Origin of the sequence: Actinomadura sp. B10D3 (assembly GCF_039871695.1) — a bacterium.
Lineage (GTDB): Bacteria > Actinomycetota > Actinomycetes > Streptosporangiales > Streptosporangiaceae > Spirillospora > Spirillospora madurae.
Window position 1 is genome coordinate 48,953 of record NZ_JBDPLY010000019.1, and the last position, 26,574, is coordinate 75,526.

At 71.5% G+C, this 26,574-nt stretch carries 25 protein-coding genes and 3 tRNA genes; 20 read left to right on the forward strand and 8 right to left on the reverse strand.

Annotated features, from left to right (window positions below; genetic code table 11):
* Positions 1-110 precede the first annotated feature (110 nt).
* The 11 genes from ABGB11_RS26025 (at position 111) to ABGB11_RS26075 (ending at position 13,577) form a co-directional block, all read left to right on the forward strand.
* Complete coding sequence (locus ABGB11_RS26025; protein WP_347636705.1) at positions 111-707, forward strand: PadR family transcriptional regulator; 597 nt, start codon at positions 111-113, stop codon at positions 705-707.
* Positions 704-1,420, forward strand: a complete 717-nt coding sequence (locus ABGB11_RS26030) for an ABC transporter ATP-binding protein (protein ID WP_347636707.1) — start codon at positions 704-706, stop codon at positions 1,418-1,420. The genes ABGB11_RS26025 and ABGB11_RS26030 overlap by 4 nt, the downstream gene beginning before the upstream one ends.
* Positions 1,417-3,393, forward strand: a complete 1,977-nt coding sequence (locus tag ABGB11_RS26035) for an ABC transporter permease (RefSeq protein ID WP_347636708.1) — start codon at positions 1,417-1,419, stop codon at positions 3,391-3,393. Before ABGB11_RS26030 ends, ABGB11_RS26035 begins: the two co-directional genes overlap by 4 nt.
* A 94-nt stretch (positions 3,394-3,487) precedes the next feature.
* Complete coding sequence (locus ABGB11_RS26040) at positions 3,488-5,014, forward strand: DUF2079 domain-containing protein (RefSeq protein WP_347636710.1); 1,527 nt, start codon at positions 3,488-3,490, stop codon at positions 5,012-5,014.
* Between the two features lie 355 nt (positions 5,015-5,369).
* A complete protein-coding gene (locus tag ABGB11_RS26045) occupies positions 5,370-6,008 on the forward strand; it encodes a hypothetical protein (protein WP_347636711.1) in 639 nt (212 codons plus the stop codon).
* Positions 6,009-6,163: 155 nt separating this feature from the next.
* Complete coding sequence (gene serA / locus ABGB11_RS26050; RefSeq protein ID WP_347636712.1) at positions 6,164-7,753, forward strand: phosphoglycerate dehydrogenase; 1,590 nt, start codon at positions 6,164-6,166, stop codon at positions 7,751-7,753.
* Between the two features lie 659 nt (positions 7,754-8,412).
* A complete protein-coding gene (locus tag ABGB11_RS26055; protein WP_347636714.1) occupies positions 8,413-9,090 on the forward strand; it encodes a (2Fe-2S)-binding protein in 678 nt (225 codons plus the stop codon).
* Between the two features lie 38 nt (positions 9,091-9,128).
* Complete coding sequence (locus ABGB11_RS26060; protein WP_347636715.1) at positions 9,129-10,178, forward strand: 3-isopropylmalate dehydrogenase; 1,050 nt, start codon at positions 9,129-9,131, stop codon at positions 10,176-10,178.
* A 164-nt stretch (positions 10,179-10,342) separates the two neighbouring features.
* Positions 10,343-11,446, forward strand: a complete 1,104-nt coding sequence (locus ABGB11_RS26065; protein ID WP_347636716.1) for a branched-chain amino acid aminotransferase — start codon at positions 10,343-10,345, stop codon at positions 11,444-11,446.
* Positions 11,447-11,680: 234 nt separating this feature from the next.
* Positions 11,681-13,258, forward strand: coding sequence for a citramalate synthase (gene cimA, locus ABGB11_RS26070; protein ID WP_347636718.1), 1,578 nt, complete (start codon positions 11,681-11,683; stop codon positions 13,256-13,258).
* A gap of 37 nt (positions 13,259-13,295) precedes the next feature.
* Positions 13,296-13,577: a GNAT family N-acetyltransferase gene (locus ABGB11_RS26075; RefSeq protein WP_347636719.1), complete on the forward strand. Its 282-nt coding sequence runs from the start codon at positions 13,296-13,298 to the stop codon at positions 13,575-13,577.
* A gap of 3 nt (positions 13,578-13,580) precedes the next feature.
* Here ABGB11_RS26075 and ABGB11_RS26080 read toward each other — a convergent pair whose 3' ends face one another.
* Positions 13,581-14,885 carry a cyclic nucleotide-binding domain-containing protein gene (locus tag ABGB11_RS26080; protein ID WP_347636721.1) on the reverse strand — a complete coding sequence of 435 codons (1,305 nt, stop codon included), beginning with the start codon at positions 14,883-14,885 and terminating at the stop codon, positions 13,581-13,583.
* A 339-nt stretch (positions 14,886-15,224) separates the two neighbouring features.
* Between ABGB11_RS26080 and ABGB11_RS26085 the strand changes: the two genes are divergently transcribed.
* On the forward strand, positions 15,225-15,515 hold the full coding sequence (locus ABGB11_RS26085; protein ID WP_347636722.1) for a hypothetical protein: 291 nt from the start codon (positions 15,225-15,227) through the stop codon (positions 15,513-15,515).
* 37 nt (positions 15,516-15,552) lie between these two features.
* On the opposite strand, the gene ABGB11_RS26090 is transcribed toward ABGB11_RS26085, so the two are convergent.
* The 5 genes from ABGB11_RS26090 to ABGB11_RS26110 all read right to left on the reverse strand — a co-directional run bounded on the left by ABGB11_RS26090 (position 15,553) and on the right by ABGB11_RS26110 (position 18,823).
* A complete protein-coding gene (locus tag ABGB11_RS26090) occupies positions 15,553-15,807 on the reverse strand; it encodes a GntR family transcriptional regulator (RefSeq protein ID WP_347636723.1) in 255 nt (84 codons plus the stop codon).
* Positions 15,808-15,838: 31 nt separating this feature from the next.
* Positions 15,839-16,456 carry a GNAT family N-acetyltransferase gene (locus ABGB11_RS26095; protein WP_347636725.1) on the reverse strand — a complete coding sequence of 206 codons (618 nt, stop codon included), beginning with the start codon at positions 16,454-16,456 and terminating at the stop codon, positions 15,839-15,841.
* Between the two features lie 130 nt (positions 16,457-16,586).
* On the reverse strand, positions 16,587-17,468 hold the full coding sequence (locus tag ABGB11_RS26100) for a GntR family transcriptional regulator (protein WP_347636726.1): 882 nt from the start codon (positions 17,466-17,468) through the stop codon (positions 16,587-16,589).
* 88 nt (positions 17,469-17,556) lie between these two features.
* Positions 17,557-17,952, reverse strand: a complete 396-nt coding sequence (locus tag ABGB11_RS26105) for a hypothetical protein (protein WP_347636727.1) — start codon at positions 17,950-17,952, stop codon at positions 17,557-17,559.
* A 37-nt stretch (positions 17,953-17,989) separates the two neighbouring features.
* Entirely contained in the window at positions 17,990-18,823 is an 834-nt protein-coding gene (locus tag ABGB11_RS26110) for a GntR family transcriptional regulator (RefSeq protein ID WP_347636729.1), read from the reverse strand.
* Between the two features lie 221 nt (positions 18,824-19,044).
* Between ABGB11_RS26110 and ABGB11_RS26115 the strand changes: the two genes are divergently transcribed.
* The 8 genes from ABGB11_RS26115 (at position 19,045) to ABGB11_RS26150 (ending at position 23,904) form a co-directional block, all read left to right on the forward strand.
* Entirely contained in the window at positions 19,045-19,281 is a 237-nt protein-coding gene (locus ABGB11_RS26115) for a hypothetical protein (protein WP_347636730.1), read from the forward strand.
* A gap of 553 nt (positions 19,282-19,834) precedes the next feature.
* Positions 19,835-20,206, forward strand: a complete 372-nt coding sequence (locus tag ABGB11_RS26120) for a hypothetical protein (protein ID WP_347636731.1) — start codon at positions 19,835-19,837, stop codon at positions 20,204-20,206.
* A gap of 81 nt (positions 20,207-20,287) precedes the next feature.
* Positions 20,288-21,820, forward strand: coding sequence for a cellulose binding domain-containing protein (locus tag ABGB11_RS26125; protein WP_347636733.1), 1,533 nt, complete (start codon positions 20,288-20,290; stop codon positions 21,818-21,820).
* Between the two features lie 22 nt (positions 21,821-21,842).
* Entirely contained in the window at positions 21,843-22,607 is a 765-nt protein-coding gene (locus ABGB11_RS26130; protein WP_347636734.1) for a fumarylacetoacetate hydrolase family protein, read from the forward strand.
* Positions 22,608-22,618: 11 nt separating this feature from the next.
* Positions 22,619-23,254 (forward strand): DUF2461 domain-containing protein, encoded by a 636-nt coding sequence (locus tag ABGB11_RS26135; protein ID WP_347636735.1) that lies wholly within the window; start codon positions 22,619-22,621, stop codon positions 23,252-23,254.
* A 103-nt stretch (positions 23,255-23,357) separates the two neighbouring features.
* Positions 23,358-23,429, forward strand: a tRNA-Gln gene (locus ABGB11_RS26140).
* Between the two features lie 24 nt (positions 23,430-23,453).
* A tRNA-Glu gene (locus ABGB11_RS26145) sits at positions 23,454-23,526 on the forward strand.
* Between the two features lie 302 nt (positions 23,527-23,828).
* A tRNA-Glu gene (locus tag ABGB11_RS26150) sits at positions 23,829-23,904 on the forward strand.
* Positions 23,905-23,994: 90 nt separating this feature from the next.
* Here ABGB11_RS26150 and ABGB11_RS26155 read toward each other — a convergent pair.
* Together ABGB11_RS26155 and ABGB11_RS26160 are read right to left on the reverse strand one after the other, a co-directional pair.
* On the reverse strand, positions 23,995-24,453 hold the full coding sequence (locus ABGB11_RS26155; protein WP_347636737.1) for a hypothetical protein: 459 nt from the start codon (positions 24,451-24,453) through the stop codon (positions 23,995-23,997).
* A gap of 6 nt (positions 24,454-24,459) precedes the next feature.
* Positions 24,460-26,520 carry an MMPL family transporter gene (locus ABGB11_RS26160; protein ID WP_347636738.1) on the reverse strand — a complete coding sequence of 687 codons (2,061 nt, stop codon included), beginning with the start codon at positions 26,518-26,520 and terminating at the stop codon, positions 24,460-24,462.
* Positions 26,521-26,574: the final 54 nt, after the last annotated feature.

Genomic DNA, 26,574 nt, shown 5'->3' on the forward strand with positions numbered 1-26,574 from the left:
GTCACGTTAAGGCTCCGTGCGGTCGCGCACAGTGAAATCCCGGCGGTGTGTCCTCCTGGATGCATACTCGGTATTGCCATGACCATACTCGGTATGCATACTTGGTAGGCATGTCCATACGTCACGGCCTGCTGGCACTGCTGTCCCAGGGGCCTCGCTACGGCTACCAGCTGCGCGCCGAGTTCGAGTCGTCCACCGGCGCCACCTGGCCGCTCAACATCGGCCAGGTCTACTCCACGCTCTCCCGCCTCGAACGCGACGACCTCGTCACCCGCGTCGGCGCCGACGACGAGGGCCGCTTCGTCTACCGGATCACCCCGGAGGGGGAGGCGGACGTCCGGCGGTGGTTCGCCACCCCGATCGCCCGGTCCGACCGTCCCCGCGACGAGCTGGCGATCAAGCTGGCGATGGCCGTCACCACGCCCGGCGTGGACGTCGCGCGGGTCGTGCAGACCCAGCGCACCGCCACGCTGCGCGCCCTCCAGGACCTCACCCGGCTCAAGGCGGACGGGCCCGCCGTCCCCGCCGACCAGGGCGACCGCGCCTGGCGGCTGGTCCTGGAATCGATGATCTTCCAGGCCGAGGCGGAGGTGCGCTGGCTGGACCACTGCGAGTCCTACGTCACCCGCGCCATGCCCGCCGCCCCCGCCGCCCCCGCCGCGCCCGCGCAGGCGCCGGACCGGACCGACGAGGAGGCGCGGCGATGAACGTCCTGTCCCTGCAGGAGGTCTCCCGCGACCACGGCAACGGCCCGTCCCTCGTCCACGCGCTCCGCGAGGTGAGCCTGGACGTCGCCGGGGGCGAGTTCGTCGCGGTCATGGGCCCGTCCGGCTCCGGCAAGTCGACCCTGCTGACGCTCGCCGGGGGCCTCGACACCCCCACCTCCGGCCGGATCACCGTGGCCGGAACCGACCTCGGCTCGCTCGGACCGGCCGGCCGGTCGGCCCTGCGCCGCAGCAGCATCGGCTACGTCTTCCAGGACCTCAACCTCATCCCGAGCCTCACCGCCGCCGAGAACGTCATGCTGCCGCGCGAGCTGGACGGCGTCCGCGCACGCCGGGCCCGCCAGGAGGCGCGGCGGGCGCTGGCCGAGGTCGGCGTCGAGGACCTGGCCGGCCGGTTTCCGGACGAGATGTCCGGCGGCCAGCAGCAGCGCGTCGCCATCGCCCGCGCGCTGGTCGGCGAGCGCCGGCTCGTCCTCGCCGACGAGCCGACCGGGGCGCTCGACAGCCACACCGGCGAGGACGTCATGCGCGTCCTGCGCGGCCGCTGCGACGCGGGCGCGTCCTGCCTGATGGTCACCCACGAGTCCCGGCACGCCGCCTGGGCCGACCGGATCGTGTTCCTGCGCGACGGCCGGATCGTCGACGCCACGCCGGCCCCGTCCGGCCCCGAGACCCTTCTCCAGGAGACGACGTGAACCGCTACGCCTTCGCCCTGCGCATGGCCCGGCAGGACGCGCTGCGCGCGAAGGGCCGCACGGCGCTGGTGCTGTGCATGATCGGGCTGCCGATCTGCGTCGTGGTCGCGCTGGCCGTGATCAGGAAGACCGCGAGCGAGCCCGGCGTCCAGGCGACGGCCGCCCCCGCCGAGTCGGCGATCCTGGCGATGATCGTCGCGATGGCCGTCCTCCAGGTCGTCCTGCTCGCCGGCCCCGCGTTCGTCGTCGACGTGCGGCGGCGGCGCCGCGAGCTGGCGCTCGTCGCGGCGTCGGGCGGCGCCGGCCGGCACCTGCGCGCCGTCGTCCTGGCGAGCGGCCTGCTGCTCGGCGGCATCGCCGCCGTCGCCGGGACCGCGCTCGGGATCGTCGCCGCGGCGGTCACCATGCGGGTCGCCGAGGCGAACGGCGCCGAGCCGTTCGGCCCGTTCCGGGTGCCGTGGTCCGCGGTCGCCGTGACGATCCTGGTCGGCGTGGTCACCGGGCTGCTCGCCGCCATGATCCCCGCGCGGCAGGCCGCGCGGATGGACGTCGTCGCCGCCCTCGCCGGGCGCCGCGAGCCGCCCGGCCGCGCCCGCCGGGGCTGGCCCGCCGTCGGCGGCGTCCTCGTCCTCGCGGGCGTCGTGGGGTCGCTGGCGGGCGTCCGCTCGCTGCACGAGTTCGGCGCCGCGCTCGGCGCCGCCGCGATCATCTTCGGGCTCGTCCTCGCCTGCCCGTGGCTCGTCGGGGCGACCGGGCGGCTCGCGCACCGGCTCCCGCTGCCGCTGCGCCTCGCCGTCCGGGACGGGGCCCGCAACCGGGCCCGCACCGCACCCGCCGTCGCCGCGATCACCGCGGCCGTCGCCGGGATCACCGCGCTGGCCATCGGGGGCGCCAGCGACTTCCGGCAGGAGCAGGTGGACTACCGGGCGGAGCTGCCCATGGGATCGACCGTGATCAGGCCGCCGGCCGACAAGGCGGACGCGGTCGGCCCGGCGCTCCAGGGCGCCCTGCCCGGCGTGCCCCTCATCACGCTGCGCGCGCTCCCCGGGGAGGGCTCGACCTGCATGGACCCCGACACGTCGCGGTGCAAGAGCGTGGCCTTCACCCCCGACGACGACGAGATGTCCGGCTTCAACATCGTGGACAACGTGGTCGGCGGCGCGAGGGAGGCCCGGATGCTGCTCGGCCGCGACGACCCCGCGGTGACGGCGGCGCTGGGCGAAGGGAAGATCGTCCTGTTCGGAGCGCGTCCACCCGCCGATGGGAAGGTCACCGCCACGATCAGCTACTGGGCCGACGACCAGGAGCAGACGGCGGGCACGGTCGAGGACCTGCCGGCCGTCGCAGCCGAGGGCGACCCGAACGTGGCGGCGATCGTGCCACCCAAGGTCGCGGAGCGGATCGCCGAGCGGGCGGACCTCGCCGTCCGGACGGAGGGGTACGGCATCGACCGCGCCGACCACCGCGTCACCCCGGCCGAAGAGGCGCGGCTGAAGAAGACGCTGGCCGCCTTCACCCCCCACGACGACCTGTTCTACGTCGAGCGGGGGTTCACCGACTCCTACGACAAGCCCACCCTGCTGCTCGGTGCGGCCGCGGCCATCATGGCCCTCGGCGCCTCGCTGATCGCGACGAGCCTCGCGGCCGCCGACGCGCGTCCCGACGTCGCGACGCTCGCCGCGGTCGGCGCCCGGCCGCGCACCCGCCGGCTGCTGACGATGGGCCAGGCCGCGTTCATCGCCGTGCTCGGCTGCTGGCTCGGCATCGCGGGCGGGCTCGTGCCCGGCCTCGCGGTGACGCGGCCGCTCACCGAGAGCCCGGGGGACTCCGGCGTCCCGGGCCACGGGGCGATCGTGGACGTCCCCTGGCTGCTCCTCCTGGCGATCGGCTTCGGGATCCCGCTCGTCGCCGCCTGCTTCGCGGGGGTCGTGACCGGCTCCCGGCTCCCCATGGGACGGCGCGTCCAGGCCTGAAACCCGCCCGGCTCGACGAAACCCGCGGCGGATCTTGGTAAACGCGCGGCGGGCGGATCGGCCACGCGCCGGCGCCGGTGGTAGCGTCCGGCGCGTGGCTGAGGCGGTTGCGGTGGAGGGGCCGGCGGGCGCGGCCCCCGCCGGCCACGAGGGTCCGGACCGGCGCGGCGCCGCGCTCGCGGCGCTGGTCGCGGCGAGCGCGCTGCTGTACGCGGCGTACTCGCTGATGCGGCTGCACGCCTTCCGGAGCGGCAGCTACGACCTGGTGATCTTCGACCAGGCGATCCGCTCCTACAGCCGGTTCGACCTGCCGGTCGCCATGGTCAAGGGCGTCCACAACGACTTCGGCCCGGGCTTCTCCATCCTCGGCGACCACTTCTCCCCGATCCTGGCGCTCCTCGCGCCCCTCTACTGGATCCACGACGGCCCGCAGACCCTGCTCATCGCGCAGGCCGTCCTGCTCGCGCTCGCCATCCCGCCGGTCTGGCGCTACACCGAGCGCAGGCTCGGCGCCGGAGCCGCGTACTGCGCCGCCGGCGCCTACGCGCTGTCGTGGCCGATCGCCGAGGCGCTCGCGTTCGACTTCCACGAGGTCGCCTTCGTGCCGCTGCTGTCGGCGCTGATGGTCGAGCGGCACGACGCGGGGCGGCGCGTCCAGGCCGCGCTGGCCGCGTTCCTCCTGCTGCTGGTCAAGGAGGACATGGGGCTGCTCCTCGCCGGCTTCGGCCTCTACCTGCTGGCCCGTCCCGACCTGCGGGAGCGCCGGACCCTGCGCGACCTGCTGGCCCCCGGCGACCGCCGGGAGGGCCTCGCCTACCTCGCGGCCGGCCTGGCCGCCACCTGGGTCTGCTCCCGCGTGCTCATCGCCGCGTTCGGCGGGGACAACGACTACTACTGGGCGTACGGCTCCCTCGGCCCCGACCTGCCGCACGCCGCCGTGCACGCGCTCACCCACCCGTGGGACGTCGTGACCGTCCTCGGCACCCCGCCGCGGAAGCTCCTCACGATGGCCCTGGTCGTCCTGCCGCTGCTCCTGCTGCCGCTGGCCTCCCCGCTGACCCTGACCGCCGTCCCGCTGCTGGCCGAGCGCATGCTCGCCAGCGGCTTCAGCAACTGGTGGGAGCCGCACTACCACTACAACGCGTTCATCATCGCGGTGCTCGTGCTCGCGGCGGCCGACGGCGCGGCCCGGCTGCGCGGCAAGGTCCCCGCCGCCGGCCGGCTCCCGTCCGCGCTGCCGATGGGCGGGGTGCTCGCCGCGGTGCTCGTCTGCGTGCCGTTCTTCGCCTACCGGCATCTGGCCGACCCGGCGCTGTGGCGGCAGAACGAGCGGGCGCGGGCGGCCTCGGCGGCGGCCTCGAAGATCCCGGACGGCGCGCTCGTCGAGGCGGCCAACGGCGTCGGCCCGGCGCTGACGTCCCGCGCCCGCGTGCTGCTCTGGGACGACCGGTCGCACGGGGCGCCCTGGGTGATCGCCTACGTCGGGCGGCTGGAGTTCCCCTTCGGCTCGCCCGCCGAGCAGCGCCTGCGGGTGGCGGAACTGAAGGCGGAAGGCTATGCGGAGGTCTTCCGGCAGGACGGGTACATCGTGCTGTACCGGGACGTCCCCGACCCATGGTGAGACATATCGCGATCGTTTGGACAATGTCCAGTGACCGATCATCGGGGCGCAGGTCAGAATGCCGGTGAAGATGCCTTGGGGATAAATATCCCTGTCGTTTTCGGGTACCTTAGCGGATACTTGAAGAAAGCCGTGACGGCCGCGGCAGGTGCGGGAGAACCTGCGCGAACACTCACGTTACCGCCGCCGGAGCGGCCCTTGGGGCGAGCGATGGACCGTGTGAGGCCGATCGGCGGCGACGGAAGGTCACCGGCCGGAGACGGGCGGGATTTCATTGCCGGGGCGGCAATGCGGCGGGCAGGTAATTCCCGGGCCCGGGCGGCGGGCCGGGAAACGAATTGCGAGGAGCCGTGACATGCCGGCGGGAGAGGACAAGGACGTCCGGCGCTGGGAGACGTGCGGGCAGGCGTGGATCGGCGTGCTGCGGCACGTCTGGACGGCCGGCGAGGCCGGGCTGGAGGACGGCGGGCCCATCATCGAGGGCCCGCCGCTGCTGTTCGAGGTCGCCTCGCTCAGCTGGGAGGACCCGATCCTGCGCGAGCACGGCGACCGGGCGCGGCTCGTCCGGCGCGCGCAGGAGCGCACCCGCAGCGTCGTCCGCGGGCGGTACTGGCCCCGGTTGCACGACCTGGACGGCCACGACCAGGTCCGCTGGGTGGTCGACCTGCTGCGCGCGCGCCCGTGGACGACGAGCGCCTGGATCTCGCTGACCATCCCCGGGGAGCCGGCCGACGGGCTGCCGGCCCTCACCGCGCTGTCGTTCCGCATCCGCGGCTACCGGCTCATCATGACCGCGATGTTCCGGTCGCAGAACGTCCACCGCGCCTACCTGATGTACATCCCGCTGCGCGAGGTGCAGATGCAGGTCGCGGACGAGCTCGGGCTGCCGGCGGGGCCGCTGCGCGTGTTCGTGGACGTCCCGCACGTGCACGTCTGCGACGCCGAGCGGGTCGCGTCCGTGCTGGCGTCGGTGCCCGAGCCGAACGCGGCGTGACACACGACATATCGGAGTTACCGGTGGGTGTTTCCCCGCCGCGAACCCCGGTCGCCTGCGGGTTATAGACTCCCCGACGGGGCGAGGGCACGACGAGGTGACTCGCGACTTCACCTGCAGATCACACGAACATCCACTTCCGAAGGACTGTTTCCTTGAGCAAGCCCGTCGTCCTCGTCGCAGAAGAACTCTCCCCGGCCGGCATCGCCGTGCTGGAAGCCGATTTCGATGTCCGCCACGTCGACGGCAGCGACAAAGAGCAGTTGCTGCCCGCCGTCGCCGATGTCGACGCGCTGATCGTGCGCAGCGCCACCAAGGTCACCGCGGAGGTGTTCCGGCACGCGGCGAAGCTGCGCGTCGTCGCCCGCGCCGGCGTCGGCCTCGACAACGTCGACGTGGAGGCCGCCACCAAGGCCGGCGTCATGGTCGTCAACGCGCCGACGTCCAACATCGTCACCGCCGCCGAGCACGCGGTCGCGCTGCTCCTCGCCACCGCGCGGAACGTTCCGCAGGGCCACGCCGCCCTCAAGCAGGGCGAGTGGAAGCGGTCCAAGTACACTGGCGTCGAGCTGCAGGGCAAGACCGTCGGCGTCCTCGGCCTCGGCCGGATCGGCGTCCTCGTCGCCCAGCGCCTCGCCGCCTTCGACATGAACGTCATCGCGTTCGACCCCTACGTGCAGGCCGCCCGCGCCGCGCAGCTCGGCGTGAAGCTCGTCACGCTGGAGGAGCTGCTCCGCGAGAGCGACTTCATCACCGTCCACCTGCCGAAGACGCCCGAGACCCTCGGCCTCATCGGCGACCGCGAGTTCCAGCAGGTCAAGCCCACGGTACGGATCGTCAACGCCGCCCGCGGCGGGATCGTCGACGAGGCGGCCCTCGACCTCGCCCTCAAGGACGGCCGCGTCGCCGGCGCGGGCATCGACGTGTTCAGCACCGAGCCGTGCACCGAGAGCCCCCTGTTCCACCACGACAGCGTCGTCGTCACCCCGCACCTCGGCGCCAGCACCCACGAGGCGCAGGAGAAGGCGGGCACCCAGGTCGCCCGCTCGGTGAAGCTCGCGCTGTCCGGCGAGTTCGTCCCGGACGCCGTCAACGTGCAGGGCGGCGCGGTCGCCGAGGACGTCAAGCCCGGCCTGCCGCTCGCCGAGAAGCTCGGCCGCATCTTCACCGCGCTCGCCGGCGGCGTCCCCGTCCGCCTCGACGTCGTCGTCCGCGGCGAGATCGCCGAGCACGACGTGAAGGTTCTGGAGCTCGCCGCCCTCAAGGGCGTGTTCGTGGACGTCATCGAAGAGGCGGTGACCTTCGTCAACGCGCCGCTGCTGGCCCGCGACCGCGGCGTCGAGGTCACCCTCACCACCAGCGAGGACAGCCCCGACTGGCGCAACGTCGTGCAGGTCCGCGGCACGATGGCCGACGGCTCCATCGTCTCGGTCTCCGGCACGCTCACCGGCCCCAAGCACGCCGAGCGGATCATCGAGATCAACGGCTACGACATGGAGCTCGTGCCGACCGAGCACATGGCGTTCTTCTCCTACGTCGACCGCCCCGGCATCGTCGGCGCCGTCGGCAAGCTGCTCGGCGACGAGCAGGTCAACATCGCCGGCATGCAGGTCGGCCGGGACGCCAAGGGCGGCAAGGCGCTCATCGCGCTGACCGTCGACTCGGCCATCCCGCCCCAGCTCGTCGACGCCATCACCCGTGAGGTCGGCGCCGACATGGGCCGCCGCGTCGACCTCGAAGGCTGACCGGAACCGCGGGCGGGCGACCGCCCGCGGTCATCTCAGATGGTGAGATTATCCGCCACGGGCCGGGACAACCCCGCGGAGGCGGAGGTAATCTCACAGATAGTCATGCGGCGCTTCGTGGTAATCCTTCGCTGCCGCAGCGGGGCCTGATCATCGGCAGGCCGGCACCCGCTGCGGAGGCTCTGCCTGGCCGTGAGTCCGATGCCCGCGCCCGGACCGTGCGAACCACGGCATCCCGGCCGCGCCCCTCTGGCCGAAGCCACAGCGACTCTGGAGCAACCTCATGAACGACACCTGGACCAACACGCCCGCCGACGACGACGCCCAGGAAGAAGCAGCCCGCGCCCTGCAGACCGCCCTGGACAGAAGAGCCGATTAGCTTCTGTGTTCATTGCAGTGCCCTCCTCCTTCGGGCGCTGGGCGCCCTCCATCGTCGGGCACCGCGGGCGATCGCCGGCATCGCTCCGGCTCGCCTTGCGGCTCGCTGCGCGATCAGGTTCTCGCTTCGCTTGAACCTGCCTTCGGACGCGATGGCAACCTTTGAGGTCGCTGCGTGGTTGCGGCGATGGCTGATGCCTCCGCGCCCCCAGGGTTTTGGGCGTGTGGCGTTGGTGCTTTGGGCGTGATCGTGGCTTGGTGGTGGGTGCCAGACTGGGGGGATGGGGGTTGAGGTCGGATCGGGCGAGGTTGCGGGGGTTCTGTGGGAGGTTGCTCGGATCGGGCCCTATTTCGACGTCAGCACTTCGCTGGTGGGCTCTGGGTGGTGTGTCTTTCCTGGGGACGGGGTGCTGCTGGCGGAGTTGACTGACGACTACGCCCAGCGGCTCGGGACGGGCGAGCAGCGGGTGGCCGCTTCGCTGGTGTTCCAGGGGCTTGCGGCTCGGTTGTGGTCGCCGGTCGTCGCGGCGGCGGCTCGGGGGATTGTCTCGGATCTTGGTGGGCTGCGCTGGCGGTGGGCCGCTGGGGAGGCGATCGAGTTGGGGCTCGATGAGCCGCGTGGGTGGCGCGTCGGGTCCGTGGGGGAGGCTGCCGAGCTTCTGGAGCGGGTGGTCGTTGACGGGCAGTTGCGGCCCTTGCGTGAGGTGATGCTGGGGTTCGTCAGCCTCGCGGACGGGCTGTTGTGGGGGAATGCCGCGTCGGCGCTGGCGGGGAGTCTGAACGTCGGGCCCGCGGGTGGGCGGGTTGCGCTGGTGCGGGAGTTGCTCGGGCGGGGGCCGCTCGCCGGTACGGGGGAGTTCGGGGACTGCGGGTTCATCCGGAACAACTGCTGCCTGTACTACCGCGTGCCGGGCGGGGGAATGTGCGGAGATTGCGGGCTTGCCCGGAATGTGAGATGAGAGCCCAAGCACTGAGACGTTTGCAGTAGAGTGCGCGCATGGCTTCGCGCAGCATTCGTCTGGCCGTCATCCCGGGAGACGGGATCGGCCCCGAGGTGGTCGCCGAGGGACTGAAGGTCCTCGACGCCGTGTCCGGCGACCTGACGTTCGAGCAGACCGTCTACGACCTGGGCGCCGCCCGCTGGCACCGGACGGGGGAGACGCTGCCCGACTCGGTCCTGGAGGAGCTGCGCGAGCAGGAGGTCATCCTGCTCGGCGCCGTCGGCGACCCCAGCGTGCCGAGCGGGACGCTGGAGCGCGGCCTGCTGCTGCGGGCGCGGTTCGAGCTGGACCACTACGTCAACCTGCGCCCGGTGAAGCTCTTCCCGGGGGTCGCGACGCCGCTGGCCGGGGTGACGACCGGCGACATCGACATGGTCGTGGTCCGGGAGGGCACCGAGGGCCCGTACACCGGCGTCGGCGGTGTGCTGCGGAAGGGCACGCCGCACGAGGTCGCCACGCAGGAGAGCGTCAACACCGCCTACGGCGTCGAGCGGGTCGTCCGGTACGCGTTCGATGTGGCCGCGTCCAGGCCCCGCAAGAAGCTCACGCTCGTCCACAAGGACAACGTCCTGACCTTCGCCGGTGACCTCTACCAGCGGACGCTCAAGCGGGTCGGCGCCGAGTATCCGCAGGTCACGACGGATTACGTGCATGTGGATGCGGCCACGATGTTCTTCGTCAGCCAGCCGCGGCGGTTCGACGTGGTCGTGACCGACAACCTGTTCGGCGACATCATCACCGACATCGGCGCGGCCATCGCGGGGGGCATCGGGCTCGCCGCGTCCGGCAACGTCAACCCCGACCGCACCGCGCCGTCGATGTTCGAGCCGGTGCACGGTAGCGCGCCCGACATCGCCGGGCAGGGCAAGGCCGACCCGACCGCCACGATCCTGTCCGTCGCCATGCTGCTCGACCACGTCGGCGAGGGCGAGGCCGCCCGCCGCGTCGAGCAGGCCGTCTCCGACGACCTGGCCGAGCGCGCCGCCCTGGGCGCCCGGACCACGTCCCAGATCGGCGACGCGATCGCGAAGCGAGTATCCGGCTAGGGGCACGCCGCCTCCGGCCAGACCGGGCGTGCCCTCGCGGCGCGCCCGGTCATCCGTATGCGCCGCGCACGGAGGAGCAGGTCTAGACGAAGTACGACAATAGGGACTAGGAAGCCGTAGCGGCGATGGGGCCGCCCCGGCGATCCGCGAGAGGACGAACCGCGATGAGCGACACCCTGGACTTCGAGATCACGCGTACCGAGCGGCCCGCGACCGCCGCCGAACGCGCGCGGATCCTGGCCGATCCCGGCTTCGGCCGGCACTTCACCGATCACATGATCACGATCAGGTACTCGGCGGAGCGGGGCTGGCACGACGCCCGACTCGAACCGTACGGGCCGATCCCGATGGACCCGGCCTCCCAGGTGTTCCACTACGCCCAGGAGCTCTTCGAGGGGCTCAAGGCCTACAAGCAGCCGGACGGCTCGATCGTCACCTTCAGGCCGTACATGAACGCGGCGCGGATGAACCGCTCGGCGAAGCGGATGGCGATGCCGGAGATCCCCGAGCAGCTGTTCGTCGACGCGATCGAGCTGCTCGTCCGGACCGACAAGGACTGGGTCCCCGACGCCGAGGGGCACAGCCTCTACCTGCGGCCCTTCATGTTCGCCACGACCCGCGCGCTCGGCGTCAACAGCCCGGCGAGCGAGTTCCTCTTCATGGTCATCGCCTCCCCGTCCGGCCTGTACTACCCGCGCGGCGTCAAGCCCGTCTCGGTCTGGCTGTCGCGGGACTACACCCGCGCCGCGCCCGGCGGCACCGGCGAGGCCAAGTTCGGCGGCAACTACGCCGCGTCCTTCGCCGGCCAGGCCGAGGCCGTCGCGGAGGGCTGCGACCAGGTCGTGTGGCTCGACGCGGTGGAGCACCGCTGGGTCGAGGAGGTCGGCTCGATGAACCTGATGTTCGTCTACGGGTCCGGCTCGCAGGCGCGCCTGCTCACGCCCGCGCTCACCGGCACGCTGCTCGCCGGCGTGACCCGCGACTCCATGCTCAAGCTGGCGCCCGACCTCGGCATCCCCGCCGAGGAGGGCAAGATCAGCATCGACGAGTGGCAGGCCGGCTGCGAGTCCGGCGAGATCACCGAGGTGTTCGGCTGCGGCACCGCCGCGATCATCAGCCCGGTCGGCCGGGTCAAGGGCCGGGACCGGGAGTGGACGATCGGGGACGGCGAGCCCGGCGAGGTGTCGATGCGGCTCCGCCAGGAGCTGGTCGGCATCCAGTACGGCACGCGTCCCGACCCGTACGGATGGGTCCACGCAATCGTCTGACCTGGGTGTTCGCGGGCCCCGGCGGCGTCCACGCCGGGGCCGCGCCGTCTCAGCATTCGAGACGGATGTCCCACATCCGCACACCGTGTGGCAGACTGTGCCCATCATGCGCCACAGCCTCGTGATTATCGGCTGGCGCGCCGGCAGCTAACGGGACATAGCCGGCGCGCAGACCTCTCACGTCCGTGAGGGGTCTTTTTTGTGCCCTGGCTGATCCCTCTGGGGGTTCCTCACATGCAAGGCGACGCTTTCCACGTCTACGACACCACTCTGCGCGACGGGTCGCAGCAGGAGGGGCTGAACCTCTCCGTGCCCGACAAGCTCGCCATCGCGCGGCACCTGGACGACCTGGGCATCGGCTTCATCGAGGGCGGCTGGCCGGGCGCCAACCCCAAGGACACCGAGTTCTTCAGGCGGGCTCGAACAGAGCTCGACCTGAGGCACGCGCAGCTCACCGCGTTCGGCGCGACCCGCCGGGCCGGAGTGAAGGCCGCCGACGACCCCCAGGTGGCCGCCCTGCGCGGCTCCGGCGCGCCCGTCGTGACCCTCGTCGCCAAGAGTCACGACAGGCACGTCGAGCTGGCCCTCCGCACGACGCTGGAGGAGAACCTCGCGATGATCCGCGACACGGTCTCCCACCTGCGTGCGGAGGGCCAACGAGTCTTCCTGGACGCCGAGCACTTCTTCGACGGCTACAAGGCCAACCGCGCCTACGCGCTGGAGGCCGTCCGCACCGCCGCCGAGGCCGGCGCGGACGTCGTCGCGCTCTGCGACACCAACGGCGGGATGCTGCCGGACGAGCTGGCCGAGGTCGTCCACGAGGTCGTCGGGTACGGGGTCCGGGTCGGGATCCACTGCCATGACGACTCCGGCTGCGCCGTCGCGAACACCCTCGCCGCGGTGAAGGCCGGGGCCACCCACGTCCAGGGCTGCGCGAACGGGTACGGCGAGCGCAGCGGCAACGCCAACCTGTTCACGGTCGTCGGGAACCTGCAGCTCAAGCGGGGCATGAGCCTGGTGTCGGACGCGCAGCTCGGCGAGATGACCCGCATCGCGCACGCCGTCTCGGAAGTCACCAACGTCGCGCCCGGCTCGCAGCAGCCGTACGTGGGGGTGTCGGCGTTCGCGCACAAGGCGGGGCTGCACGCGTCCGCCGTCAAGGTCGACCCGGACCTGTACCAGCACATCGACCCGTCCGCCGTCGGCAACGACATGCGGATGCTGGTGTCGAGCATGGCGGGGCGGGCGTCCGTGGAGCTGAAAGGCCGCGAGCTCGGCTACGACCTGTCCGGCGAGAAGGCCAGGACCGTCGTCGGCAAGGTGAAGGAGCTGGAGTCCACCGGCTACACCTTCGAGGCCGCGGACGCCTCCTTCGAGCTGCTGCTGCGCGAGGAGCTGACCGGCGTCCGGCAGCGGCACTTCGAGGTCGAGTCGTGGCGGTCGATCGTGGAGCGCCGTCCCGACGGGTCCATGGTCAGCGAGGCCACCGTCAAGCTGCACGCCAAGGGCGAGCGGATCATCGCGACCGGCGAGGGCAACGGCCCCGTCAACGCGCTCGACAACGCGCTGCGGATCGCGCTCGGCCGCCTCTACCCGGAGCTGGCGCGGCTGGAGCTGATCGACTACAAGGTCCGCATCCTGGAGGGGGCGCACGGCACCGACGCCCGGACGAGGGTGCTGGTCGAGTCCAGCGACGGCGAGCGCGAGTGGGGGACGGTCGGCGTCGAGGACAACGTCATCGCCGCGTCCTGGCAGGCCCTGGAGGAGGCCGTCACCTACGGCCTCCTGCGCGCCGGCTACGAGGCGGGCTGACCGGGAATCAACCGGGGCGGCCAGGCATTATCGGGGCATGAGCACCGAGATCACCGACAATGCCGGGAAGAGCCGCTACGAGATCAGGCTCGACGGGGAGCTCGCCGGGTTCGCCGTGTACGAGCGCGGCGAGGGCGCCGTCATCTTCACCCACACCGAGGTCGACCCCGCGTTCGAAGGCAAGGGCGTGGGCGGCTCCCTGGCCCGGGGCGCGCTGGACGACGTCCGCGCGAAGGGGCTGTCGGTCGTCCCGCTGTGTCCGTTCATCAAGAAGTGGATCGAAAGGCACCCCGACTACGAGGACCTCGTGCGGTCCTGACGGCTACACCGCCCTGAGCCGCGACTTGCCGCCCTCCAGCATCAGCCACGCCCACAGCGACGTCTCCTTCACCCGTACCCGGACCCGCGTGTAGCGGGCCGGGTCGACCAGGCCGGGCGCGGGCGTGATCACCGTGTCGAACACGAAGTCGGACGCGACGAAGGCCAGGTCGGCGTCGGTCTCGGCGACCCGCCGCTTCACCGCGGGCGCGTCCACCATCCGGCGCGTGGTGATGATGGCGCCGCCGGCCACGCCCTTCGGGCCGCGCCGCACGGGACCGACGTGCAGCGCGGCCCGCAGCTGGAGCCGCGTGGCGTCGGCGGCGCGCCGGTTGTGCCGCCGCAGCGCCGCCGCCAGATGCGCCAGCATCGGGTCCACGACCGCCTCCGTCGGTGTCGTCGCCGGGACGATCACGAGCGCCCCGTCGCCGCGGTCCTCCTGGTAGAGGCGTGACAGGTCGAGCGCGGAAGCCCCGAACGCCTCGCCCATCAGGTCGTACATGGCGTCCAGCACGTACCCGCGATCGGCGTCGGTGCGCACCGGCGAGCTGAACCCGGTGATGTCGGTGATGAGGATCGAGCAGTTTCCGAGCGCTCCCAGGGGCAGCTCCGGCGGGCCGTGCGGCTCGATCTGCCGCCGGTAGACCTGCTGTTCGAGGACGGCCCGGACCCGGGGGCTGCCCTCCAGGAGAGCCGCGAAGTCCCGCGCGCCGATCCGCAGCGCCTGGACGTCGCTCTCCGCCGTCACGGTGGCGGACCGGTCCCGCACGGTCAGCGCCGCCCGCTCGCCGACCAGCTCCCCGGCGCCCCGGAACGCGACGATCCGCTGCTCGGCGCCCTCCCGCACCCAGACCCGCGTCCAGCCGGACAGGATCACGATGACCTCGCCCGCCCGGCCGCCCTCCTGGCACAGGACCTCCTCCTTCCGGTACACGTGCCCGCGCGCCCGCGCGATGAGGGCGTGCCGCTCGTCGGCGGTCAGCGCGTCCCAGAACGTCTCCCCGCCGTCCGGCAGCACGTCGCGGGCGGGCATCACGGCGGGCAGCGTGGCCACCTGCGGGGGACCGGACGTCTCGTGCAGCGTCCCGGACCGCAGGTACTGGACGAGGGCGTTCGTCACGCTCACGGCGAGGCAGGACAGGAACGTCAGGAAGCCGGTGATCGCGGCGCTCACCGAGCCGCCCAGCGCGTATCCCAGCGCCACCGACAGGAGCGTCACGGGGACGGTGACGCGGGCGTCCATGGCGCCGGTGCCGGCGTGCGAGGCGGCCCGCCTCCGCGCCCGCGCCACCCAGCGGTTGGTGCTCACGGAGTCGTCCTTCCCCCGGGAGGCACGGCGATCTGCCGCCGTCCCGCTCCCGGCGTTGGTCATGCCCCACGTCTCCCCACTCCCAAGGTAGGACGATATACATCTAAAAGCCATACGAAGCCTGTATGAAAGCAGGTGACGGTTATGTAGCTTGATGGCGAGAATCATGCGATGCTGAGCATCGGAGGTTTCCGGGGAGCGAACCGAGGGAAACCTCACCCGTACCCCCTGTACGCGGGGCATGGGTTTGCCGACGGAGGACCGCACGATCGCCTGACCGGCCGATCCCGGCCGCACGGCGGACCGGGCTTCGCGCCCCCGGGATGGGAGAAAGCGCTCATGACGAACAACCGAGCAGCCTCCGACGCGCCGGGCACCGGCAAGGACGCGGCCGATCCGAGCCACCGCGCCGAGGCAGTTCCGCAGAACGAGCGCGTGACCATCAACCTGACCGGCAAGGCCGTCCAGGCCCTCCAGCGCCTCCAGGAGCAGACCGGCTACAACAAGACCGACTGCATCAACCGGGCCCTGATCATCGCCGGCGAGATCGAGAACATGTCCCGCGAACCCGGCGCCGTCTACTGGCGCAAGACCCCCGACGCCGACCTGATGCTCGTCCGCTTCGTCTGACCACTCCACCGGCGGACGGCCCGGAAGCCCGGCGCGCTCACCGAGTCAGGAACCGCGGTGCCAGACCTGGTCGGGCACGTCCCCGGCGATGAACCGGATTTTGTTTGTGCCGGGCTTGTAGACGGTGATGGAGCTCGTTGACGGCCTTCTTGATCGTGCTGGGCGACACCACCCGGCTCTCCGCCAGCTCCTTCTTCGTCGGTAACCGGGTGCCGGGGCCGAGCGTCCCGTTCTCGATCTTGGCTCTGAGGTCGGAGGCGATCTCGGAGTACTTGGAAACCCTGCCTGCCATGAAGTTCCTTCCTCGGCGGCGGGGGCGGGTGTCAGCGGAGGAGCGGTTCGATGATGCGATGGTGCCCTCTGCGTGCCACGGGAGCCAGGGGTTTCTGGAACAGGGCGCCTGACGGGGTGTTGTCGCTGGTCTCGCGGATCGCGACGTCCTGGAAGCCCTGGCGGCGGTAGTAGGCGTGGAGCTCGGTGTTGTCGGTCCAGACGTCGATCCTGATCAGTTCCGCGTTCGTCTGCTGGGACGCGCCCTTGCGCCCCGCCCACTCGATCAGCTCGGCGCCGAGGCCGAGGCCGGCGTAGTCGCGGCGGATGACCAGGCGGTGGAGGTAGACGGCCTCGGTCCGGCGTTCCTCCGGGGTCCAGAGCTCCTCGTGGCCGATCAGCCTGATGGAGACGGTGCCGATCGCGAGATCGCCGTCGAACAGGAGCCAGGTCTCCTTGTTGAGGAGGGCCTCGTACACGCGTTTCGTCCGGTCGTCCTCGCTCGGCCAGGGGATGGCCCACTGCGTGGTGTCCTTCTTCTCCCCCAGCCAGCGGGCGGCGTGGTCGATGAGGCCGAGGATGTCCTCCAGTTCGTCCGGACGGGCGAGGCGGATGTGGTAACCGGCGTGGCGGGCCCGGCTGCGCTGGCGGGCCATGGTTGGTGTGTCCACGTGCTTCTGATCCCGAGAAAAGAAACGAGCCCCCGCCTCCTAACTGCCGGGGGCCGAGGCTCCGAGCCTGTCGGGAAGGGGGGCGTGTGGGTAGGGGGTGAGACTGCCGCCATGGTCGGGCGGCGGCGATCTATCCGTTTCCGGCGCCGTCGTCCGGTGGGGATGCGTGCGGAGTGTCCTCGTTCGGCGCCAGACCGGGCTGCCTGAGGACGTCTTCGGGTACCTTTCCGTCGTTGTAGTGGAGCCGTGTCCGGTCGGCGGGCCAGACCGTCACGGTGAGGCGGAACGCCTTGCCGTCGGGGGAGTAGGCCGTCCGGACGGTCTCGAAGACGACGTCGGCCGCGGACTCGCCGAGGCCGAAGAACCGCTTCTCGTTGTCGTCCGGGACGCGGACCCTGATCTCGTCGTGGAAGCCGACCTCGCTGTAGCCGAGCTTCTCGCCCAGGTAGGCGACCGCGCCCTCGGGGATGTCGCGCGGCGAGAGGAGCCGGGACGCGCCGCTCGCGGCGAAATCGAGCGGGTAGAACGAGGTCTGCAGCGCCCACGGCCGGTCGTCGAGGAAGATCTCCTGGTGGCGGGAGATGAGCTCGGCGCCGGGGTCGGACTGGAGGTACCGGGCGATGACCTTGGTGCCCTCCTGGACCTCCACCTTGACCTGTGACACCGAGACGTCGCGGTGCACAGGGATGAAGGCGTCGCGGTTGTACCACTCGTCCGATCCGCTGCCCGGCGCGAGGCCCAGCGCCACCGCGGAGAGCGTCACGTGGACGATGTTGGGCCGGCCGACGACGAAGGTCCCCTTGCCCTGCTGGGACACGACGTATCCCTGCTGCTGCAGCCAGGACAGCGCGTCGCGGACGGTGTTGCGGGACGCCTTGTAGTGGGCTTCGAGCTCCTTCTCGGCGGGGAGGCGCCGCCGAGTCGTCCCCTCGCCGGGGGCGAGGTCGCCCGACTCGATGCGTCGGAGCAGGTCATCGGCGATGTCACGCCACCGGGCGGGTGTTCTGGCCATCGCTTTGATTCTCCCCCGAGGGAAGGCGGACGGTACCGGGGTAAACCCGGTCGGTCGTGGCCGCTCGTGGACGGCCACGACCGGAACTTCAGGCTCGGTAATTCCGCAGGGCGTCGAACAGACCGTCGCTCGCGTTCGCTTCACGGGTCGTCAGAGGCTTGGATGTGCCGCTTCCCACCATGGCGGCGAGGTCGAGCAGGGACAGCAGAACCCCACCGCCGAGGTGACGCGCGTCCTTGAGGACGGTGCGCTCGCCCTGGCGGCCGGACACGTAGGTGCCCACCCTCCAGCCGGTCCACTCATCCCACACGAGGGCGTTGTCGCCGAAGATGATGGTCGCGTCAACTGGCCCCATGGGGTCGAGGTGACTGCGATCCACTCGAATGCCCTGGCTCTGGAGGCTCGCCACCGCTTCGGTGATGTACCCGTGTGCGGTGTCCACCTGCTGGACCGGGTGGTGGGCTGGGTATGCGGAATCGGACATCTTGGTCCCTTGGGTGTGTGTTGATGGATGGACGAAGTCAGGAACCGCGTTCCCAGACCTCGTCGGGCACCTCGCCGGCGATGAACCGGATCTTATTGGTGCCGGGCTTGTAGACGGTGATGGTGAGACGGAAGGGCTCACCGTGTTGATCGTATGCGGTGCGTTTGTGCTCGATTACGGCGAGGCTGCCTCGGGAGAGCCCGAAGAATTTCAGCTCCTCCTCTTTCGGTGGGCGCGCGTTGAACTCGTCCTCGTAGCCGGTCTGCACATGGCCGCAGCTCTGCAGATAGGCCACGGTGCCCTCCTCGATGTCGACGGACTTGAGGAGCGCCTGTGCCTGGATCGCGAGATCGAGCTTGAAGTACGAGTGCTGGAGCGAGTTCGGCTTGCCGTCCACGAACCGCTCCTGGGACCGGCGGACCACCTGTGGCTTCTGCCGTGAGTCCGGTGGAACAGGCTCGATGCCGAGCGCCTTCATCTGCACGCTGTCGGCGTCCTCGACCTGGACTTCGGGCTTCGACGAATGCGCCCTGTGCTGCTGGCGTCGCGCCTCAGCGACGAAGGCCTTGCCCTCGCCACCGCCGAATCCGCGTCCGGGTGCGTTCTCCTCGCCCAGGTCCATGTGGTTCAGGGTGATGACGAAGGGCGGGGCGGGTTCGGCGACGAAGCTGCCCTTCTGCGGGAAGGTCTCGACGAGTCCTTCCTGGCGGAGCTCGTTGACGGCCTTTTTGATCGTGTTAGGCGACACGCCCCAGCTGTCCGCCAGCTCCTTCTCGGTCGGCAACTGGGCACCGGGGCCGAGCGCCCCGTTTTCGATCTTGGATCTGAGGTCGGAGGCGATCTCGGAGTACTTGGAGATCCTGCCTGCCATGATGGCCTCTCATTGCAATCAGAGTATCTAGTTGTGACGATCAGGTTTTGCCCTACTAGTTCCTGGCTACACCTCTAATAGGACGGAAGCCGAGAAAGCTGACGCAGAAGGTTCGAAGCACCTGATGCTACCGGGGCGATCACACTGTTTTCTAGGGATCGTCTCTGCCGAACAGCCTGATCGGGTTCACCCTCGGCACCCCAGCTGAGAGGAGCATGGCAATGATCAGTCCCCAGACCCTGCTGTGGATCTTGGGTCCCGCGGCACTGTTCCTGACTCTGGCGCTCTACGTCGCCCTGATGGGCTACCGCACGAGGGACCTGCAGTTCCGCAGCCGGATGGCGGCGCCGACCCCGGCGGTCGGAAGGCGGGGGCCCCTGGTGAACGTGGCGGTTCCGGCGGACCGGATGCCGCCGGCCGACCGTCCGGGGACCGCCTCTCGGGTCACCGCCGAGTAGGGCCGCTGACTCAAGGAGTCGATGTGGAGAACAGCCAGAAGGGCGCGGTGTGGAGTGCGCCGTCCACCTGTCCGTTCACGGGCGGAGAGGTGGACGGCCTCCAGGGGTCGGTCCCGTGCGATGTGCCGAGTCGCTTTGCCCACCCACGTCTCTTGCTCACCCCTGTTCCCGAGCCGCGCATGCCGCGCGAGCCTTGGCGGGGGACGCCGGGGATCCTGGTCACGGGCGTCGCCGTCATGGCGATCACGGCAGAGTTGGGCCGTCGCGCCGGGGCGCGGGCGAGGCTCACCGCGGTCTGCTCCGCCGGCGCCTGCGCGCTGGTGGTCGCTCCCCGGCTCGCTTCTCGCGCCGTTGCGGTAAGGCGGGGGTGTGCCGTTCGTTCGAATGAACGAGTAGGTTTCCGTACGTAGCGGCACTGTTACGGAGAAACTCCGCCAAAAGTGGCGAAACGGGTGGCGGATTTCTGGTGGAGGATCCACTATAAGGATCTGCACGGCACGTGCGAGGTTTCCGCGTGCCGCGTTCCGACGAACCGACCTGCCGGAGTGATCCTATGCCTGTCCGCCCCTGGAGTCCCGAGGATCTCGGGCGTCCGACGGACGGGACCTGGGCGGACATCGCCGTCGGCCTCGGGGAGATGTACGAGCGCGAGGACGACCTGGAGCAGGCCGCCGGCTGGTACCGGCGGGCCGCCGAGTCCGGCCGCGCCGACGCCGCGCTCCGCCTCGGCGCCGTGCTCGGCCGGATGGCCGACGCGGGCGCCGCCGCCGACTCCGCCGACGACCTGCTGGCCGAGGCCGCCCGCTGGCTCAGCGGCGCGCAGGCCGCCACCTCCCCGGACGCCATCGAGCTGATCACCGACATGCTCAACCGGCAGCTGCGGCAGGCCGCGCGCCGCGGGTTCGAACCGTCCCCGGCGGGATGACGCCTTCCGGCCGGGTGTGAACCGAACCGCCGCGCCCGTCGTCGGACTCCATGAGATCGACGACAGTGGAAGGTGGCCGAGTTGAGCGGCGAGGAGCCCGGGTACGTTCCCCCGGACCACAAGACGACCGCCGAGTTCCGCGTTCCCGGCAAATCGGGTGCGCCCGCGGACACGGCACCCGGAGCCGATTCGACCGTCGTCGACGGGCCCGTGGACGATCTCGCCGGCGTGGCCTTCCGGGAGCTCCCGTCCGACGACCCCGAGGACGATCCTGAGGAGACCTACCAGGACGAGCCGGTGGGGACCTATCCGGACGATCCGGTCGACGATCCCGAGGAGACCTTCCAGGACGCGCCCTACCAGGACCAGGACGCGACCTACCAGGACGTCCCGGCCGGTGGTGCGGAGGTGACGTTCGTCGAGGTGACGCCGGACGAGCCCGAGGAGGAGGCTCCCGTCACCGTGGCCGACGTCCCGGTGGAGCAGGCCGCCGTCCCGGCTCCGGGCGTCCCGATGGAGCAGCCCGCCGCGGCGGCTCCGGAGGCCCCGGTGGAGCAGGCCCCCGCGCACGCTCCGGACGTCCCGCTTCAGGGCGAGGCGGTGGCGTTCGAGTTCAGCTCCATCCCGGTGCCGGACTACGCGCAGGCGCCCGTCCCCGAGCAGGCGCCGGCGCCGGCACCCGCGGAGGCGCCCGTCCCCGACCAGATGGTCGCCCACGGGCAGCCGCCCGCCCCCGAGCAGCCGCCGGCCGAGCAGCCGGTGGCGCACGAGCAGCCGGCGCCCGCCGAGGCGCCCTGGACCGAGCAGTTCTCCTCGGAGGCGGAGCAGGCGAACTCCGGCGAGCAGAGCCCGGCGTTCGCCTACGCCATGCCCGGGACCCCGCCGGCCGGGCAGGGGACGCCCCCGCCGCCCCAGCCGCCCGCCCCGCCACTGCCGCCGCCCGCCGTCTCGCCGTCCGGCGGGCTGCCGGGCGGACCGCCCCGGTCCCGCTCCGGCCGCACGCTGATCGTGATCGCGCTGGTCGCCACGGTCGTGCTCCTCGCCATCGCCGCGGTCGCGGTGCTGATCGTCAACCGGGGCTCGGAGACCTCGGGGCAGGCCGAAGGGAAGACCTCCCCGGCGGCGAGCGCCCCGGCGACCGAGGGCGGCGGCACGGGCCCGGCGACGCCCGGCGGGCCCACGCCCAGCGGGTCGCCCGCGGCGCCGCCGAGCGGCGGACCGGCTTCGCAGCCGCCCGGCAGGCAGCCCGGGTCCCCGCAGCCCGGCTCGCCCCCGGTGACCACCGCACCGGTCGGCCCGCTGGTGAAGGGCAAGGGCATCACCTACCAGCTCGTCCAGCAGGACGAGGGGTACTTCGAGGGCAAGATGGTCATCACGAACCGCACCAGCAAGCCCATGAAGACGTGGAAGCTGACGTTCCAGGCGCCGCGGGGGAACGTGAAGAACATCTGGGGCGCGCGGCTCGTGCACGGCGGCTCGACCGTCGAGATCAAGAACCTGGAGGGCGCGCCCGCGATCCCGCCGGGCGGCACGTGGGACGTCCAGTTCGGCGCGGCCGGTCCCGCGTCCACCCCGAAGGGCTGCAAGCTGAACGGCAAGGCGTGCGGCTTCTGAGCGCCGTACTAGGCTCTCGACCATGCGTATCGCCAGGTTCTCCACCGACGAGGGCATGTCCTTCGGTGTGGTGGAGGAGAACACCATCGCCGTCATCGCGGCGCACCCGTTCGGTGAGCTGACCTTCACCGGGCAGCGCCTCCCGCTCGCCGACGTCCGGCTGCTCGCCCCGATCCTGCCCAGCAAGATCATCGCGATCGGGCGGAACTACGCCGACCACGTCCGCGAGATGGGCAACGAGCCGGCGGACGAGCCGGTGCTGTTCTCCAAGCCGTCCACCGCCGTGATCGGCCCGGGAGAGGCGATCACCTACCCGCGGAAGCTCACCGAGCGCGTCGACCACGAGGGCGAGCTCGCCGTCGTCATCGGCCGGATGTGCCGCGAGGTGCCGGCGGCCCGCGCCGCCGAGGTCATCCTCGGCTACACCTGCGCCAACGACGTCACCGCCCGCGACCTGCAGAAGAAGGACGGGCAGTGGACGCGGGCCAAGGGCTTCGACACCTTCTGCCCGATCGGCCCGTGGATCGAGACCGAGGCCGACCCCGGCGACCTGGCGATCACCACGACCGTCAACGGGGAGGTCCGCCAGGACGCCCGCACGTCCCTGCTGCTGCACGACGTCCCCGCGCTGGTCGAGTACGTCAGCCAGGTCATGACGCTCCTGCCGGGCGACGTCATCCTCACCGGCACCCCGGCCGGCGTCGGCCCGCTGGAGATCGGCGACGAGGTGACGGTCACCGTCGAGGGCATCGGCGACCTCACCAACCGGGTCATCGCCCGCGACTGAGGAGGCCAGGAGTGTCCGCCGGCTTCACCGACGAGGCGTTCTCGTTCTACGAGGGCCTGCAGGCCGACAACAGCAAGTCCTACTGGACGACCCACAAGGACGTCTACGAGCGGCACGTGCGCGAACCGCTGATCGAGCTGTGCGCCGTGCTGGAGGACGAGTTCGGCGCGGTCAAGCTGTTCCGTCCGTACCGGGACGTGCGGTTCAGCAAGGACAAGTCGCCGTACAAGACCCACCAGGGCGGCCACACCAGCGAGGGCTTCTACCTCCAGGTCGACGCGGACGGCCTCATGGTCGCCGGCGGCATGTACGCGCCGACCCCGGACCAGCTCCGCCGCTACCGCGAGGCCGCCGGCTCCGACACCCACGGCGCCGGGCTCCAGGCCATCGTGGACGACCTCCGCGACGCCGGGATGGAGATCGCGGGCGACCGGCTCAAGACCCGGCCCCGCGGCACGCCCCCGGACCATCCGCGGCTCGACCTGCTCCGGCACCGCTCCCTCTACGCCCACGAGGGCTGGCCCGCCGACCCCTGGATGGCCGACCCCGGCGAGGTGGCCGCCCGGGTGCGAACGTCCTGGCGGCGCCTGCGCCCCCTCGTCGACTGGGGCCGCGAGCACATCGGGCCGCCCGACTTCACACGGTGACCACGCCGCGCCGCCAATCGTTTTGGCCCTTCTCCCAAGGTCCTGTATTCTCATCGAGGCGCGAGCGACCAGGCCGGAGACGGCCCGGGAGCCCGTACCTCACTGGGGTATGGTGTAATCGGCAGCACGAGTGATTCTGGTTCACTTAGTCTAGGTTCGAGTCCTGGTACCCCAGCTGCGTCCGCCACTGGCGGACCACGCCCCCGTCGTCTAGTGGCCTAGGACGCCGCCCTCTCAAGGCGGTAACGGCGGTTCGAATCCGCTCGGGGGTACGGGGCGGGTCGGTGTGCTCATCGAGCTTCGCTCGATTTCGCCGAGCCCGCAGTGTCTTTCCAGGGGGCGACTCCCTGGAACCCCCGGGTGTTCGGGCTTCGCCCTCACGGGGGCTGGGGCGTACGCATAGAGGGTTTTCTTCTGCGACGTCCGAATATCGTTCTTCGTTTATTCGTTCCTGGCTTAAACCAGTTCGCTCGTGGGGTTCGTGTGTGCCTCGTGGGAATTGGGTCGAGGTGGTGGGGCGGGTCCGGTAAGGTGGGGGACGCCCGGGCGGGAGATCGCTGGGGTTCACAGTCCGGCCCCCGTCGTCTAGTGGCCCAGGACGCCGCCCTCTCAAGGCGGTAACGGCGGTTCGAATCCGCTCGGGGGTACCACGCGACCGCAGGCGCCGTCACCGGCGATCTGCGGTTTTTTCATGTTGCGGGCCCCCGCCGAGGTCGGCCTCGGCGGGGGCCACGCCGTGCTCAGTTGCCGGGAGCCAGGGAGATCACGGCCTTCGAGCCGTCGCTGGCGACCACCCGGAGGCTCAGGCCCTGCTCGGCCGTCGGGCCCGCCACCGAACCGGTGTAGGGCGGCTCCAGGAACTTCATGCTCCCGCTTCCGCCGTTCGGATAGGTGTACCGCCAGGTCAGGTCGGTGGGGGCGAAGGACAGGGTCTCAAGGCCGAAACGGCGGTCGAGCGGGATCTTCGTCCGCTTGGTGACCAGGATCTCGCACTTCCCATCACGGCAGGCGCTCGCCTTCGTCCCGTCCGCGGCCTTCGGGAAGCTCGGGGACGCGGCCGGGCTCTGCGCGGCGGCGGTGGTACCGGCAGGTGGTGACGTCGCCTCCGCGGAGTCACCGGACCCACCGCAGCCGGCGCAGGCCAGCGCGAGTGCGAGGCCGGCGGCGGTGGCCCGGGTTCGAGTGGGGTCAGGGGTCATGGGAGGTCAGTGTTCCAGCTTCGCGCGGGACCGGTCCCGGGAGCCGCCGGCGGTTGTGGGGAGTGCCGTACGGGTTCTGTGGGGCCACCAGAAGCGGTCGCCCGTGTCCAGGGCCAGGGCCGGGACGATGACCGAGCGGACGAAGAAGGTGTCCAGCAGGACGCCCAGGGAGACCAGGACGCCGATCTGCATCATCATCGTCACCGGCATGAGGCCGAGGACGCCGAACGTGGCGGCGAGGACGAGGCCCGCGCTGGAGATGACGCCGCCGGTCAGGCCCACGCCGCGCAGGACACCGGCATGGTGGCCCGCCTCGGCGACCTCCTCGCGGATGCGTGAGACGAGGAACAGGTTGTAGTCGACGCCGAGCGCCACCATGAACAGGAAGCCCATGAGGGCGACCTGGATGTCGACCGCGGGGAACCCGAACGCGTGCTGGAACAGCAGCCAGGACGCGCCGAGCGCCGCGAAGTAGGACGCGACGACCGTGCCGATCACCAGCAGGGGCGCGACGAGCGCGCGGAGCAGCGCGACCAGGATGAGCAGGACGACCCCCAGGATCAGCGGGATCACCACGCGGCGGTCATGCGACTGCGCGTCGGCGAGGTCGATCGCGCTGGCCGTGCTCGCCCCGATCGTCGCGTCCGGGATCGTGCGCCGGAGATCGCGGACGGTGCCCTTCGCCGCCTCGCTGTCGGGCGGAGAGGACAGGACGACGTCGAGCCTGGCCAGGCGGCCGTCGGTCGAGGGCTGCGGCGTCCCCACGCGGGCGACGCCGGGGTGCTGCCGGAGGGCGGCGGCCACGGGTGCCGGATCCTCCGCGATGACCTGGAGCGGGCGGCTCTGCCCGCCCGGGTAGTGCTCGGCGAGGACCCGTTCGCCGACCGACGAGGAGGGTGTCGTGGTCAGGAAGTGGGCGCGGTCCAGACCCGTGCTGATGCCGAGGCAGCCCGCGGAGAGGGCGGCGAGGACGGCCAGACCGCCGACCCAGACCAGGCGGGGACGGGCGGCGACGCGGTGGCCGATCCGGTCCCACAGGCCGCGGGTGGGGGCCGGGTCGCCATAGCGGGGGATGCGGGGCCAGAAGACCCACCGGCCGAGGACGACGAGCAGGGCCGGCAGCAGGGACATCACGACGACCAGGCCGCCGATGACGCCGAGGGCGCCGATCGGTCCCAGTGCGTAGTTGAACCCCATGCGGGCCGCGAGCAGGCACAGCAGGCCGAGCGACACCGTCGCGGCGGACGCGGTGATCGGGGCGGCGGCGCGGCGGAGGGCGACCGCCATCGCCCGGTGCCGGTCCTCGTGGCGGCGGAGCTCCTCCCTGTAGCGGGCGAGCAGGAGCAGCGCGTAGTCGGTGGAGATCCCGAAGACGAGCGCGTTGAGGATGGCGGACGTCCCGTCCGCGACGTAGAGCCCGGCGTGCTCACCGAGGAGGTAGACGGCGGCGCCGGTGACCTGGAGCGCGATCGCCGCGTTCACGATGGGCAGCAGCCACAGGACGGGGCTGCGGTAGGTGACCAGCAGGACGGCGGTGACCAGGACGATCGTGGCGAGCAGGACGCGCTTGTCGACCTTCTCGAACGCGTCCCCGACGTCCAGCGCGGCGCCGGCCCGTCCGGTCAGGTGGACGTCGAGGCCCGGCGGCGCGTCCACGCGTGACCGGTCGCGCAGCTCGGCCGCCTGGTCGGACAGCGTGTCGTCGTCCCGGAGCGGGACGGTCAGCATGAGCGCCTTGCCGTCGCCGGACGGGGCGGGCGCCGCGATCGGCCCGGCCGCGACCGCAGCGAGGGCCCGCCGGTCGGCGTCGGCCTTGGCGCGGTCGGCCGGGGTGATGCCGGACGGGCGGACGTAGGCGATGATGCCGGGCGCCAGCCCGCCGTCCGGGAACCGGGAGGCCAGCTCGTCGGCCCGCGTGGACTGGGCGCCGCGCGGCAGCTCCGCGGAGGAGTTCGCCTGGACGACGTCCGGCAGCCGGCTCGCGAGCGGGACGGCCACGGCCGTGACCGCGACCCAGAACAGCAGGACCGCCCATTTCAGCAGGCGTCGTTTGCGTGAGAGCAGCATGAGGTGCTCTCCTTTCCGTGGGGGTTCGCGTTGCGTGAGAACACGCCGTTCGGC